Source organism: Mycobacterium kubicae, from assembly GCF_015689175.1.
GTDB lineage: Bacteria > Actinomycetota > Actinomycetes > Mycobacteriales > Mycobacteriaceae > Mycobacterium > Mycobacterium kubicae.
Map to the genome: position 1 here is coordinate 745,375 of NZ_CP065047.1, position 14,407 is coordinate 759,781.

Sequence of the window (14,407 nt, forward strand, 5' to 3'; positions counted from 1 at the left end):
CGCCCTACACGCGGATAGAGAACACCGCGACGGCCGGCTCACCCGGACGCGCGGACTCATAGCCGCCACGCCGCAACGCGTCGGTGGGCGCGGTCATCGGCTCGAAACAGATCAGGTCTTCCCCGGGCGGCGCGAAGATCTGCGTGGCGGCGTAACCGCGCTCGAACTGAACTTCCAGACGACGGCCACCGCCCGACACCGCGAACACCGCACCGTCGGGCACCTGGTCGAAGGCGTCGTCAAAGCTCTTGTCGCCCAACGGTTCCGACCCTGGCTGGTGCGGGGTGGTCTGGCCGGTGGGCAGGCCCCGGTCGTCGAGGGCCAGGTGGCGCAGGGCCGGTGTCTCGATGAGCCACTCGGTGCGCGGGACGCCGGGCAACTGCAGATACGGGTGATAGCCGAAGCACAGCGGCACCGCCCGGTCACCGGTAGGGGTGACCGTGGTGCGCACCGTCAGCGTCCGCTCGGCCAGTCGCACGGTCATCGCCAGCACATGCGGATACGGGAAGCTGGCGAGCAACTGCGCGTCGGCGCCGAAGTCGAGTTCGGCGGTCAGTTCCTGGTCCGATTGGGCGGTCAGCCGCCAATGCGGATAGGCGGCCAGCACGCCGTGGATGGGCAGCCCGGCCGGGTCGGCACGCACCCGGTTCTCGCCGGGCTTGAGCGTCACGGTCACGTCCTCGGCGGTATAGCTGTTGTCGCCCAACCGATTCGCCCACGGGTACAGGATCGGGATGCCCATCGTCTTGCCCGCGGACAGATAGGCGTCCAGGCCGCGGCGTTGTCCCAGCAGTTCGGTTCCCGAGTCCGTCAGCGAGGTGCCGATCATCCCGGCATCCACCACGAACTGCGCTGCGAGCGAGTCCTCGCGCAAGGTGACGACGTGCACCCGGCAAGCCTAGAGCGGGTCGTGCTGGATGCGCTGCGGCGGCGCGCCTTTGGCGATCAGCGCGGCCTTGGTCGCCTCGATCATGCCGGGGCCCCCGCTGATCAGGATCTGTCGGTCACCCCACCCGCCGTACCTGGTGACCACCTCGGGCAGTCGGCCGGTCTGCCGCACGTGCAGACCCCGCGGCGGCGAAACGTCGGGATAGTCCGCGGCCCACGCCGGATCGCGGTTGTATTCCGACACCGGCGAGACCGACAGCCAGGGGTTGTGCGCGGCGACGTGCCACAGCGTGCGCAGATCGTAGAGTTCGCAGCCGTAGCGGGCGCCGAAGAACAGGTGCACCCGGGGATTCACCGCATAGCGGCACAGGTCCATGATGATGGCCCGCAGCGGCGCCAGGCCGGTGCTGCCGGCCGCCATCAGCACGTCGCCGCCGTCGCGGTCGACATGCAGGCCGCCGTGCGGACTCGACAACCGCCACCGGTCACCGGGCCGGGTTTCCCCGACCACGGCCGTGCTGACCAGGCCGCCGGGCACGACGCGGACGTGGAACTCGATATTGCCTTCCGGGTCGGCCGGGATGGCCGGACTCAGGTAGCGCCAGCGGCGCGGGCATTGTGGCACGTGGACGGTGACGTACTGGCCGGCGTGGTAGTGCATCGGACGGTCCAGCCGCAACCGGACCACGGCCAGATCCCGCGACACCCGGTTGTGCTCGATGACGGTGCCGTCCCACCACGGCGGTCCGTCGTCGGAATCTGCGGCGCCACTCATTACCCCGGTGATCAGGTTCAGCGACTGATCGGCGGCCTCTTTGACCGCATCGGTCCAGGCGCTGCCCAGGTGGTCGCGCAGCGAGGTGTACAGCGCGCGGCGCAGCGTCGGGTAGTGGCCCGGCAGCACCCCGTATTTGCGGTGGTCGCGGCCGAGCTGGGCCAGAAAGGCCACCGGTTCGTCGGCGCGCTGGTCCACCAGTTCGCCGTACACCCAGTGCATGGCGTGGGCGAACGCGTCGCGCTGACCTGCCATCTCGGGCGGGAACAGGTCGCGGATCGAACTGTCCACGGCAAACCAGTGGCCGTAGAACCGGCGAACCACCTCGTTGCTGCCGACCGGACCGTCGGTCGCGAAGGCGTCTCGCAACACCCGCAGCGCGTCTCGGTCCTCTAAGCCCACGGAGTCCGATTCTAGGCTTCGGCACAGGGGTGCCACCGGTGCCGAAAATTCGCTAACCTTGAGCGGAACAGACTCAACCTTGACGGCGTTGAACTAGCCGACAAGCATTTTTCTAGGACGTACCCCGAACGGAGGTGTCGTGGACTCATTCAATCCGACTACCAAGACGCAGGCGGCCCTGACGTCGGCTCTGCAGGCGGCATCAGCCGCCGGCAACCCCGAGATCAGGCCCGCTCATCTGCTGTTGGCGTTGCTGACGCAGAACGACGGGATCGCCGCACCGCTGTTGGAGGCCGTCGGTGTCGAGCCCGCTACCGTCCGCGCCGAGGCTCAGCGCCTACTCGACCGGCTGCCCCAGACAAGCGGCTCCAGTTCACAGCCGCAGCTGTCGCGTGAGTCGCTGGCGGCCATCACCACCGCCCAGCATCTGGCCACCGAGATGGACGACGAATACGTCTCCACCGAGCACCTGCTCGTCGGGCTGGCCACCGGCGACTCGGACGTCGCCAAGCTGTTGACCGGTCATGGCGCGTCCCCGCAGGCCCTGCGGGAGGCGTTCGTCAAGGTGCGTGGCAGCGGCCGCGTCACCAGCCCCGAGCCGGAGGCCACCTACCAGGCGCTGGAGAAGTACTCCACCGACCTGACCGCCCGCGCCCGCGAGGGCAAACTCGACCCGGTCATCGGCCGGGACAACGAGATTCGCCGTGTCGTGCAGGTGCTGAGCCGCCGCACCAAGAACAACCCGGTGCTCATCGGCGAGCCCGGCGTCGGCAAGACCGCCATCGTCGAGGGCCTGGCCCAGCGCATCGTGGCCGGTGACGTGCCGGAGAGCCTGCGCGACAAGACCGTCATCAGCCTGGACCTCGGATCGATGGTGGCCGGCGCCAAGTACCGCGGCGAGTTCGAGGAACGGCTCAAGGCCGTGCTCGACGACATCAAGAACTCCGCCGGCCAGATCATCACCTTCATCGATGAGCTGCACACCATCGTCGGCGCCGGCGCGACCGGCGAGGGCGCGATGGACGCCGGCAACATGATCAAGCCGATGCTGGCCCGCGGTGAGCTGCGCCTGGTCGGCGCCACCACCCTCGACGAGTACCGCAAGTACATCGAGAAGGACGCCGCGCTGGAGCGGCGCTTCCAGCAGGTCTTTGTCGGCGAGCCGTCGGTGGAAGACACCGTCGGCATCCTGCGCGGGCTCAAGGACCGCTACGAGGTGCACCACGGCGTGCGCATCACGGACTCGGCCCTGGTCGCCGCCGCGACGCTGTCCGACCGCTACATCACCGCCCGGTTCCTCCCGGACAAGGCCATCGACTTGGTCGACGAGGCCGCCAGCCGGCTGAAGATGGAGATCGACTCCCGGCCCGTGGAGATCGACGAGGTCGAGCGCCTGGTGCGCCGCCTCGAGATCGAGGAGATGGCGCTGGCAAAGGAGGAAGACGAGGCGTCCAAGGAGCGGCTGGAGAAGCTGCGCTCGGAGCTGGCCGACAAGAAGGAACAGCTCAGCGAGCTGACCACCCGCTGGCACAACGAGAAGAACGCGATCGACGTCGTCCGCGAACTCAAGGAACAGCTGGAGACGCTGCGCGGAGAGTCCGAGCGCGCCGAGCGCGACGGCGACCTGGCCAAGGCGGCCGAGCTGCGCTACGGACGGATCCCCGAGGTCGAGAAGAAACTCGACGCCGCCCTCCCGCAGGCCCAGGCCCGGGAGAACGTGATGCTCAAGGAAGAAGTCGGGCCCGACGACATCGCCGAGGTGGTGTCGGCATGGACCGGCATCCCCGCCGGGCGGATGCTCGAGGGCGAGACCGCCAAACTGCTGCGCATGGAGCAGGAGCTGGGCCGGCGCGTCATCGGCCAGCGCAGGGCCGTGCAGGCGGTGTCCGACGCCGTGCGCCGTTCCCGGGCCGGCGTGGCCGACCCCAACCGGCCGACCGGCTCGTTCATGTTCCTGGGCCCCACCGGTGTCGGTAAGACCGAGCTGGCCAAGGCGCTGGCGGAGTTCTTATTCGACGACGAGCGTGCGATGGTCCGCATCGACATGAGCGAGTACGGCGAGAAGCACTCGGTGGCGCGCCTGGTCGGCGCCCCGCCGGGCTACATCGGCTACGACCAGGGCGGGCAGCTGACCGAAGCAGTGCGCCGGCGTCCGTACACGGTGATCCTGTTTGATGAGATCGAAAAGGCGCACCCCGACGTGTTCGACGTGCTGCTACAGGTGCTCGACGAGGGCCGGTTGACCGACGGGCAGGGCCGCACGGTCGACTTCCGCAACACCATCCTGATCCTGACGTCCAACCTCGGTTCGGGCGGCGACGAGGAGATGGTGATGGCGGCGGTGCGCTCGGCGTTCAAGCCGGAGTTCATCAACCGGCTCGACGACGTGATCATCTTCGACGGCCTCGAACCCGGTGAGCTGGTGGCGATCGTCGACATCCAGCTGGCCCAGCTGCAGAAGCGGCTCGCCCAGCGTCGCCTCACGCTGCAGGTGTCGCTGCCGGCCAAGCAGTGGCTGGCCCAGCGCGGCTTCGACCCGATCTATGGGGCGCGCCCGCTGCGCAGGTTGGTCCAGCAGGCCATCGGCGACCAGCTGGCCAAGATGTTGCTGGCCGGCGATGTGCACGACGGCGACATGGTTCCGGTCAACGTCAGCCCGGACGGCGACTCGTTGATCCTCGGCTAGTTCTAGCTACCGTTTCGGCGCCGGTCGCCCAGCTCGAATTCTCGGGTCTGGGCGCCGGCGTCGATGACTGCCTGGAGCCGTTCGCGGGCCACCGGTTGGGCAAGTGTTTCGCGGAACAGCTGATCCTCGATCCGCAGTCCGGTCGTCACATCGCTGGACAACGCGGCGTCGACCGCGCGTTTGGCGTTGGTGATGGCCGACTGCGGGCAGGACGCGATGCGCCGGGCCAGCTTGTCGACGAAGCTGCGCAGCTGATCGGCGGGTAGCGCCCGGTCGACGTAACCCCAGGCTTCGGCGGTCGCGGCGTCGACGTCCCTACCGCCGAGGATGACTTCCAGGGCTCGTCCGCGGCCCACCAACCGGGGGAGGCGCTGCGTGCCGCCACCGCCGGGGATGAGACCGAAGGCCACCTCCGGCTGGCCGAACACCGCCTTGTCCAGTGCCGCATAGCGCAGGTCGAACGCCATCGCCCATTCGCTGCCGCCGCCGCGGCAGATCCCTTCGATGACGGCAATGGTGGCCTTCGGTAGGAGCCGGAAGGCTTCCATGGCGGCGTGGAAGGGGCTCAGCTCGTCGTGCAGCCCGATGTCGTCGGCCGGTAGATCGAGAATCATCCCGGCGTCGGCGTGCGCGACGAAGAATTCCGGGTCGGCCGAGTCCACGATCAGCACCCGCACGTCGTCGTCGGCCGCCACCTCCCGCGTGAGGCGGTCGATCTCGCTCCACAGCGGAACATCCAGCAGATTTATGGGTGGGTTGTCGATCGTCGCCCGGCAAACGCCGTCGGCGACGGCGAGGTGAAAGAGCCGATAGTCCGCATACATTCCTAGGCATCTACCACGCCCGGCGCTCGGGCCCGGTGTCGGCCGGTGAACTATTCGCTCCTGTGATTCGGTTGTGACCTGCTCGGATTCTTCGTTCAGTACTGACTACAGATACTCTGTTGGGGATGGTCCCGCTCTGGTTCACGCTCTCCGCACTGTGCTTCGTCGGTGCGGCGGTGTTGCTGTACATCGACATCGACAAGCGTCGCGGGCGCAGCAGGCGCCGCAAGTCGTGGGCGCGCTCGCACGGATTCGACTACGAACGCGAATCGACCGAGATTCTGCACCGCTGGAAGCGCGGCGTGATGTCGACCGTCGGTGACATCCCGGCCCGCAACGTCGTGCTGGGCCAGATCCGTGGCGAGGCCGTTTACATCTTCGACCTCGAGGAAGTCGCCACCGTCATCGCCCTGCACCGCAAGGTCGGCACCAACGTCGTCGTCGACCTGCGCCTCAAAGGGCTCAAGGAACCACGCGAGAGCGACATCTGGCTGCTCGGCGCGATCGGACCACGCATGGTGTACTCGACCAACCTCGACGCCGCCCGGCGCGCCTGCGACCGGCGGATGGTCACCTTCGCCCACACCGCGCCGGATTGCGCCGAGATCATGTGGAACGAGCAGAACTGGACGTTGGTGGCGATGCCGATCGCCAGCACCCGCGCCCAGTGGGACGAGGGTTTGCGCACCGTTCGCCAGTTCAACGATCTGCTGCGGGTGTTGCCGCCGCTGCCCGCCGAGGCTGCCGCCGAACCGGCCGAGCTGCCGGCGCCGCGCAAATCGGCCCCGACTCGCCCGCTGGCGCCCGCCTCGCGCGCAGAACTGCCGCCCAGGCGGGCCGAGCAGGATGTCACCGGGTTGTTGGCCGACGGCGGTCGACGCCAACCGGAGCCGGTGCGCCGCGACGAGGGCCGCCCGGAAGCCGGCCGGCGCCCGCCGCCCGGCCGCAACGGCAATCAGGCTCCCAACTTCCAGCGCTGACATCTCACTGGGGCGAGAAGCCGCAGTCGGCGCTTCGCTACGCTGTCGGTCATGCCGCGCCCTGTCGCCCTGATCACCGGCCCTACCTCCGGAATCGGCGCGGGATTTGCGCGCCGCTACGCCCGGGACGGCTACGACCTGGTGCTGGTTGCCCGCGACGTCGCCCGGATGGACCAGTTGGCCGACGAGCTGCGGGCGAACGCCGGCCACATCGAGGTGCTGCAGGCTGATCTGGCGGAGGCCGCCGGGCGCGACAAGGTCATCGAGCGGCTGGGCGCCGGGGTGCGAGTGCTGGTCAACAATGCCGGTTTCGGCACGTCGGGGGAATTCTGGGAGGCCGATCCCGCGCAGCTTCAATCCCAGCTCGACGTCAACGTCACCGCGGTCATGCACCTGACCCGCGCCGCGCTGCCGCCCATGCTGGCCGCCGGGGCGGGCACCGTCATCAACATCGCCAGCGTTGCCGGCCTGCTGCCCGGACGAGGTTCCACCTACTCGGCATCCAAGGCGTGGGTGGTGTCGTTCACCGAGGGGCTGGCCAACGGACTGCAGGGCACCGGCGTCGGCGTGCACGCGGTGTGCCCCGGCTATGTGCGCACCGAATTCCACAGTCGGGCCGGGATCGACATGGCCTCGGTGCCGTCGTTGCTGTGGCTCGAGGTCGACGACGTGGTCAGTGCAAGCCTGGCCGACATCGCCCGCGGCAAGGTGCTCAGTGTCCCCGGTGTCCAGTACAAGTACCTGGTCGCCACCGGCCGGATGCTGCCGCGACGGCTGACCCGGGCCGTCACCAAACGCTTTGGCGGCGGCAGTGGCCGAACCTAAGCGCGAGTTGGCCGAACTGGTGCGCCGGCTGTCGGTGGTGCATGGCCGGGTGACGCTGTCGTCGGGCAAGGAGGCCGACTACTACGTCGACCTGCGCCGCGCCACCTTGCACCACCAGGCGTCGGCGCTGATCGGCCGGCTGATGCGCGAGCTCACCGACGACTGGGATTACGCGGTGGTCGGTGGATTGACCTTGGGCGCAGACCCGGTCGCCACCGCGATCATGCACGCCCCGGGCCGCCCGATCGACGCGTTCGTGGTACGCAAATCGGCGAAAAGCCATGGCATGCAACGACTTATCGAAGGCTCAGAGGTGTCGGGCCAGCGGGTCCTGGTAGTCGAGGACACCAGCACGACGGGCAATTCGGCGTTGACGGCGGTGCGCGCGGTCACCGCAGCGGGGGGCGAGGTGGTCGGTGTCGCGACCGTCGTGGACCGCGCCACCGGCGCGGCCGAAGCGATCGAAGCCGAGGGGCTGCCGTATCGCAGTGTGCTCGGCCTCGCCGATCTGGGGCTGTCTTAGGTCGCTGGCTGTGCGCATTCTCCTGGTGATTGCGGTAGCGCTGTGCGGTTTGGTCGGCTGCTCGAGCGCCAAACCCGGCCCCATCTACGGTGCGAAGACCGCCGGCGTCGGTGAATCGGCGGCGGTGCTGGGCTGGAACATGTCGGTGTCGAACCTGCGCTGGGACGGCGACTACGTGTTGATCGACATCGACGCGGCCCCCACCGATCCGCATGCCCCACACGCCAAGGTCGAAGACATTCGCTACGGGCTCTACGGCGCCTTGGCCCATCCGATGGAGGCCAACGGGCTGGGCAGCTGCAGCGACGCGGTCGGCAAGGTGCACCCGATCGCCGCGCCGCTGTCGGCGCCGCCCGATCGGCTCACCGGCACGGTTTGCCTGGGTCCGCTGAAGGATCGCAGCGCGGTGCGCGGGGTCTACACCTATTCACCGCGCGACCGGATCCCGGACACCGCGGCGGCCTACCCGGCGGCGTTTCCGGTCGGGTTGCTGCCGACCAACCAGAACGACACTGGTCTGGTAGTGAAGACCACCAGCGTCTCGGCCTGGCGTGCCGACGGCACACCGGTGAACAAGGCCCAGCTTGGTGACGCGGCGGCGTTCACCGGCAACGGCTACATGCTGCTCGGGCTGGAGGCAGACGCGCTGGCCGCCCGCTACCGCGACGAGTCGGCCAGCCGCGGCGGGCCCCTGATGCTGTTGGCCGCACCGACGGTGCCCGGCCGCGGGCTGAACCCGGCGTGCGCGGCGTACGGTTCGTCGGTGCTGATCCTGCCCGAGTCGTCGCGGGACCCGGTGCAGGTGACCGCATCGCTGTGCACCCAGGGTGAAATCAACGACGCGTTGCTGTATGCGACCGTGGCGGTGGTCGGCACCCACGCCGCGGTCTGGACCGCGAAGTGAGCGGACCCGGGCCCACTGAGTGGGGTGCACCGGCCACCGGCGTCGGCCCGTGGGTGGGGGACCCGCCCGACGACCCGCGCTATGACCCAATGTTGTTGCGCGAAGGGGACACTCGCAACGTCGTCGACGCCTACCGGTACTGGACTCGCGAGGCGATCATCGCCGACATCGACCGGCGCCGGCATGGGCTGCATGTGGCGATCGAGAACTTCGGGTACGACGCCAACATCGGCTCGGTGGTGCGCACCGCCAACGCGTTCGCCGTCGACACCGTGCACATCGTCGGGCGTCGCCGCTGGAATCGCCGCGGCGCCATGGTGACCGACCGCTACCAACGGTTGTGCCATCACGACGATGCCGCCCACCTGATGGCTTTTGCCGCCGACGCCGGGCTGACCGTGGTCGCGGTGGACAACGTCCCGGGCGCCAGCCGGCTGGAAGAGACGACGCTGCCGCGGGACTGTCTGCTGGTGTTCGGTCAAGAAGGCCCCGGCATCACCGACGACACGCGCACGGGTGCGGCGCTGACCGTCTCGATCGCACAGTTCGGTTCGACCCGCAGCATCAATGCCGGTGTGGCGGCGGGGATCGCGATGCATGCGTGGATCCGCGAGCACGCAGACCTGTCGCGGGCTTGGTGAGTGTGCGGCAGCGGCGCCGAGTGTGAGGTGAGGGCGTCGAGTGTGCGCCAGCGGCGGGATTCCGGCGAATTTCCCGCCCACGCGTGACGCTGGAAGCCGTCAGTACACAGTCGACGCCACACACGACAACGGCCGAATAGCCCCCGAGTGTGAGCGCCCGGCGTCGAGTGTGCGCCAGCGGCGGGATTCCGGCGAATCGCCCGCCCTCGCGTAACGCTGGATGCCGTCAGTACACAGTCGACGCCACACACGACAACGGCCGAATAGCCCGGCGACCGTGCACCAGCGGCGTCGAGTGTGCGCCAGCGGCGGGATTCCGGCGAATCGGCCGCCCACGCGTGACGCTGGAAGCCGTCAGTACACACTCGACGCCACACACGACAACGGCCGAATAGCCCCGAAGTTGGGCCCAGAGGGCGGGGTGAGCTTACTTTGGGATGCGTGCGTGACGTGCTTGCTGATCTGATGTCGGTCTGGCGCGCCGGCGGCACCGCGGGGGTAGGAACCGTGGTCCGGACTTTGCGGTCGGCGCCGCGCCCGCCGGGCGCCTCGATGGTGGTCGCGCCGGATGGTTCGGTCAGCGGGTCGGTGTCGGGCGGATGTGTGGAGGGTGCCGTCTACGACCTCGCCGCTGAGGTCGTGCAGACCGGGTCGCCGCGGCTGGAGCGCTACGGAATCAGCGACGGAGACGCCTTCGCGGTAGGCCTGACCTGCGGCGGCATCATCGACATCTTCGTCGAACCGGTGTCGCAGGCGACCTTCCCCGAGCTCGGCACGGTGGCCGACGATATCGCCGCGCACCGACCGGTCGCCGTGGCCACCGTCATCTCCCATCCGGAGTGGACGGGCCGGAGGCGGGTCATCTGGCCCCACACCGCGGCCGGGTCGCTGGGTTCGGCGCGCGCCGACGCCGCCGTCACCGACGACGCCCGCGGTTTGCTGGCCTTGGGCCGCAGCGACATCCTCGAATACGGGACCGACGGCCAGCGCCGCGGTGAAGGCATGGAGGTCTTCGTCGCCAGCTACGCGCCGCGCCCGCGAATGCTGGTGTTCGGCGCCATCGACTTCGCGGCCGCCCTGGCCCGGCAGGGCTCGTTCCTCGGCTACCGCGTCACCGTCTGCGATGCCCGCGCCGTGTTCGCCACGCCGGCGCGCTTCCCGACGGCCGACGAAGTCGTCGTCGAATGGCCGCACCGCTACCTGGCCGGCCAGGTGCAGGCCGGGGCAATCGACGAGCGCACGGTCATCTGCGTGCTCACCCACGACCCGAAGTTCGACGTGCCGGTGCTGGAGGTGGCGCTGCGGTTGCCCGCGGTCGGCTACGTCGGCGCGATGGGATCGCGGCGAACCCACGACGACCGCATGGACCGGCTGCGCGCGGCCGGGTTGACGGACGCGGAGATGAGTCGCCTCTCGAGCCCAATCGGTTTGGATCTGGGCGCGCGCACCCCCGAGGAAACCGCCGTTTCGATCGCCGCGGACATCATCGCCCGACGGTGGGGCGGGCAGGGCCGTCCCCTGGCTGAGCTCAGCGGCCGCATCCACCGCGACGTGTAAGTGATTCCGTCCGGCGCCGGTGTGCCAGGCTGATTCGCGACGCAGTTGTCGAACACCGCCCGGACACGAGAGGACTTCAACGATGAAGATCGCCAACCAGTTCACCGTCAGCGCGCCGATCGATCAGGCTTGGGACGTGCTGTGCGACCTGGAGCAGGTGATTCCGCTGATGCCCGGAGCGCAGCTGACCGGCCACCAGGGCGACGACTACCTCGGCAAAGTAAAGGTCAAGGTGGGCCCGGTGACCAGCGAATTCAGCGGCAAGGTGCACTTCGTCGAACAAGACCGCGCCCAATACCGGGCCGTGATCGACGCCAAGGGCAAAGAGTCGCGCGGCACCGGCAATGCGGCGGCCACCGTGACCGCGCAGCTGCAGGAGGCGGGGGAGCGCACCCACGTCATCGTCGACACCGATCTCAAGATCGTCGGCAAGCTGGCTCAGTTCGGCAGCGGCATGCTGCAACAGGTGTCGGAGAAGTTGTTGGGCCAGTTCGTCGAATCCCTGGAAGCCGAACTCAAAGCCAAGGCCAGCCCAGCGCCGGAGAGCCCGGTCAGCACCAACGGTGAGCTACCGAGAAGCGCCGAGGTCCCCGTAGACGCCGCGGCCACGGCCGCCTCCGCTGAGCCTGCCCCCATCGACCTGTTGCAACTCGCCGGCGGCGAGCAGCTCAAGAAGTACGGCGCCCCCGGTGTCGCGCTGCTGGCCGCGATGGTGCTCGCCTGGCTGTTGGTGCGGCGGCGAGGGGCCGGCCGCGCTGGCTAGTCCGAAATTGCGGCGATGAGCTGTTCGGTGGTCAACGGCAGGGACCGCACCCGCACGCCCAGCGCGTCGCACACCGCGTTGCCGATCGCCGCCGCGGTCGGGCCCTGCGCGCACTCACCCACTCCCAGCGGGGAATTCTCCTGTGCCGCAACGAATTCCACGTCGACGGCGGGTACCTCGGAAAAGCGCAGGATGGGATAGGTCTCCCAGGTGGTGCTGGTCACGTTCATCCGGTCGAAGCGCACCCGCTCCTTGAGCGTCCAACTGGTGGCCTGAATGGCGCCGCCTTCGATCTGATTGGCCGCACCGTCGGGGTTGATGACTAGTCCCGCATCCACCGCGATCACCAGCCGCCGCACCCGCACCTCGTTGACCGCCTCCACCTCGGCCACCACCGCGCAATACGCCGAGGAGCTCTTGTAGCGGGCGTAACCGACGCCGTGGCCGATCGCCTCCCGCGAAGTCCACTCGGTCCAGCCGGCCCGTCGCGCCGCGGCCTGCAGCACCGCCCGCCCCCGCGGGTCCGACAGGTGCGCCAACCGGAATTCGACGGGGTCGCGGCCCGCGGCCGCGGCGAGCTCGTCCATCGCCGACTCGATGGCGAACACATTGAGGTGGGCGCCCAGCGAACGCAGCGCCGAGGTCCGCAACGGCATCTCGGTCAGCAGGTGATTGGTCACCCGATAGGCCGGAAAGTCGTAACCCGGGATGCCGTTGCGGCTGGAGCCGCCGCCGAAGTCGACCGGCGGCTCGCCGCCGGCGCGGATCGGGGCGCCGCCTGCGCGGTGGCTGGCCGCCAGCAACGCGTTCGTCGGCGTGGTGCCCGGACGGCCCATGTAACTGCCGCTCCAAATCTCGTGCCGCCAGGACAGCACGCGCCCGTCGTCGGCGCAGTCCGCGGCGATTTCGACGACGCCGGCCGGGCCGAGCGGGCTCCACCCCAGTTCCTCGGTGCGTGACCACACCACCTGTACGGGCCGGCCGGGCACCGCCCGCGCCAGCAGCGCGGCGTCCAGGGCGACGTCGTCGGCGCCGTTGTGCCCGTAACAGCCGGCTCCCTCGACATGGCGCACCACCACCCGCTCGACGGCCATGTCCAGGGCCGCGGCCAACTCGTGGCGCAACTGGTAGACGCCCTGACTGTGCGACCACACCTCCAACCGGCCGTCGGCGTGGGCCAGCGCGGCCGCCGCCGAGGGCCCGATGGCTCCGTGCGCCAAGTACGGCCGGTGAAAGCGCGCCTGATACGAGCGGGCCGACGGCGTCGCCGACGGGTCGTCTTTGGTTGCGATCACCCGGGTTTCGGCCGGCGCGGACAGCAGAAACGCGGGCAGCTCGTTCTCGTCCGGCAGGGTTGGGTGCTCGTCCCAATCGGCGTCGCCGCCCAGCCGGTCGGCGGCGCGCAGCGCGACTTCTTCGCGGTCGGCCACCACCGCCACGAAGTCTCCGTCGCGCACCACCGCCACCACGCCCGGCAGCGCCTCGGTCGGGCCGGTGTCCACCGCGCGCAACCGCGCGCCGCGCGACGGCGGGCGCACCACCCGGCCGTACAGCTGACCGTCGAGATGCAGGTCGTGCAGGTAGCGGGGCCGCCCGGTCAGCTTGTCAGGCAGATCCAGGCGCGCCAGGTCGGTCCCGACGACCGCGTAGTCCGACTCCGCTTTGGGTGCCACGTCACCGCTGACCTCGCGATCCAGCAGCGCGTCGTCGGCGAGCTCCCAATAGCTGGTGACCACGTCGTGCGGGCCGCGGATCTCACCGTCGAACACGTCCAACTCGTCGGGCGCCACGGCGAGCTTGGCGGCGGCGACGTCGACATAGATCGCCCGCGCCTCCGCGCACACCTGGCGCAGCGCTGCCCCGGAATGCTGGATCGACCGGCTGCCCGCGGTGAAGCCTTCGTCCGGGCTGCGATCGGTGGCCGCCGCGATCATCCGCACCCGCGCCACGTCGACGTCGAGTTCCTCGGCGGCGATCTGGGCCAGCGCGGTCAACACCCCCTGGCCCAGCTCCACCTTGCCCGAGCGCACCTCCACGACGCCGTCCGAGGTGATCCGCAACCACTGACCCAGCACCGGGTTGGCGGCCAACGACGGCGACAGGTCGCTAACGGACATCGCCGGAGCCGTTCATCTGCGCCGCGGCGCTCAGCACCGCCCGTACCACCCGGTTATGCGACCCGCAGCGACACAGGTTGGGGTTCAACACTTTTCGCACCTCCGACTCGGTGGGATCGGGGTTGTCGGCCAGCAGCGCCGCCGCGGCCACCACGATGCCCGACATGCAGTACCCGCATTGCGCCGCTTGCCCGGCGATCAGGGCACGCGCCACCGGGTGCGGTTGTTCATCGGTGCCCAGCCCCTCGACGGTGCGAATCGACTTGTCCGCCACCGACCACACCGGTGTGTCGCAGGAGTAGATCGGTCGGCCGTCGGCGAGCACGAAACACGCGCCGCACAAGCCCACGCCGCAGCCAAACCGGGTGCCCTTCAGGTTCAGGTGGTTGCGCAGCACGTACAGCAGCGGTGTGTCGTCCTCGGTGTGCACCTCGTGGCGCTGCCCGTTGACGGTCAGCGACCGTGTCGCCGCGGTGTTGTCCTCGCCCATGGACTCCAGCATCCTCGCCGGGACCGCTTAAG

At 69.4% G+C, this 14,407-nt stretch carries 13 protein-coding genes; 8 read left to right on the forward strand and 5 right to left on the reverse strand.

The features are described 5' to 3' along the window. Positions 1–4: 4 nt before the first annotated feature. The gene (locus I2456_RS03435; protein ID WP_085072699.1) at positions 5–889 is read right to left on the reverse strand and encodes an aldose 1-epimerase; all 885 of its coding nucleotides are present in this window, start codon (positions 887–889) and stop codon (positions 5–7) included. Positions 890–898: 9 nt separating this feature from the next. Continuing rightward, positions 899–2,065 carry an FAD-binding oxidoreductase gene (locus I2456_RS03440; RefSeq protein ID WP_085072700.1) on the reverse strand — a complete coding sequence of 389 codons (1,167 nt, stop codon included), beginning with the start codon at positions 2,063–2,065 and terminating at the stop codon, positions 899–901. 139 nt (positions 2,066–2,204) lie between these two features. Between I2456_RS03440 and clpB the strand changes: the two genes are divergently transcribed. Then, positions 2,205–4,751, forward strand: a complete 2,547-nt coding sequence (gene clpB, locus I2456_RS03445) for an ATP-dependent chaperone ClpB (protein WP_085072701.1) — start codon at positions 2,205–2,207, stop codon at positions 4,749–4,751. Positions 4,752–4,753: 2 nt separating this feature from the next. Here clpB and I2456_RS03450 read toward each other — a convergent pair whose 3' ends face one another. Beyond that, a complete protein-coding gene (locus I2456_RS03450; RefSeq protein ID WP_085072702.1) occupies positions 4,754–5,575 on the reverse strand; it encodes an enoyl-CoA hydratase/isomerase family protein in 822 nt (273 codons plus the stop codon). Positions 5,576–5,700: 125 nt separating this feature from the next. Between I2456_RS03450 and ttfA the strand changes: the two genes are divergently transcribed. From ttfA to I2456_RS03485, 7 genes are all read left to right on the forward strand, one after another. Then, positions 5,701–6,555, forward strand: a complete 855-nt coding sequence (ttfA, locus tag I2456_RS03455; RefSeq protein WP_068022745.1) for a trehalose monomycolate transport factor TtfA — start codon at positions 5,701–5,703, stop codon at positions 6,553–6,555. Between the two features lie 51 nt (positions 6,556–6,606). Then, positions 6,607–7,380: an SDR family NAD(P)-dependent oxidoreductase gene (locus I2456_RS03460; protein ID WP_068159802.1), complete on the forward strand. Its 774-nt coding sequence runs from the start codon at positions 6,607–6,609 to the stop codon at positions 7,378–7,380. Continuing rightward, the gene (gene pyrE, locus I2456_RS03465; RefSeq protein ID WP_068022739.1) at positions 7,367–7,903 is read left to right on the forward strand and encodes an orotate phosphoribosyltransferase; all 537 of its coding nucleotides are present in this window, start codon (positions 7,367–7,369) and stop codon (positions 7,901–7,903) included. The genes I2456_RS03460 and pyrE overlap by 14 nt, the downstream gene beginning before the upstream one ends. Positions 7,904–7,913: 10 nt before the next feature. After that, positions 7,914–8,807, forward strand: coding sequence for a hypothetical protein (locus I2456_RS03470; RefSeq protein ID WP_085072703.1), 894 nt, complete (start codon positions 7,914–7,916; stop codon positions 8,805–8,807). After that, positions 8,804–9,448, forward strand: a complete 645-nt coding sequence (locus I2456_RS03475; protein WP_085072704.1) for a TrmH family RNA methyltransferase — start codon at positions 8,804–8,806, stop codon at positions 9,446–9,448. The genes I2456_RS03470 and I2456_RS03475 overlap by 4 nt, the downstream gene beginning before the upstream one ends. Before the next feature lie 441 nt (positions 9,449–9,889). Further along, positions 9,890–11,005, forward strand: a complete 1,116-nt coding sequence (locus tag I2456_RS03480) for an XdhC family protein (protein WP_169717178.1) — start codon at positions 9,890–9,892, stop codon at positions 11,003–11,005. A gap of 82 nt (positions 11,006–11,087) precedes the next feature. Next, positions 11,088–11,768 carry an SRPBCC family protein gene (locus I2456_RS03485; protein ID WP_085072706.1) on the forward strand — a complete coding sequence of 227 codons (681 nt, stop codon included), beginning with the start codon at positions 11,088–11,090 and terminating at the stop codon, positions 11,766–11,768. On the opposite strand, the gene I2456_RS03490 is transcribed toward I2456_RS03485, so the two are convergent. Then, positions 11,765–13,885: a xanthine dehydrogenase family protein molybdopterin-binding subunit gene (locus I2456_RS03490; protein WP_085072707.1), complete on the reverse strand. Its 2,121-nt coding sequence runs from the start codon at positions 13,883–13,885 to the stop codon at positions 11,765–11,767. The two genes, I2456_RS03485 and I2456_RS03490, sit on opposite strands and share 4 nt — an antisense overlap. After that, a complete protein-coding gene (locus I2456_RS03495; RefSeq protein ID WP_085072739.1) occupies positions 13,875–14,375 on the reverse strand; it encodes a (2Fe-2S)-binding protein in 501 nt (166 codons plus the stop codon). The genes I2456_RS03490 and I2456_RS03495 overlap by 11 nt, the downstream gene beginning before the upstream one ends. Positions 14,376–14,407 lie beyond the last annotated feature (32 nt).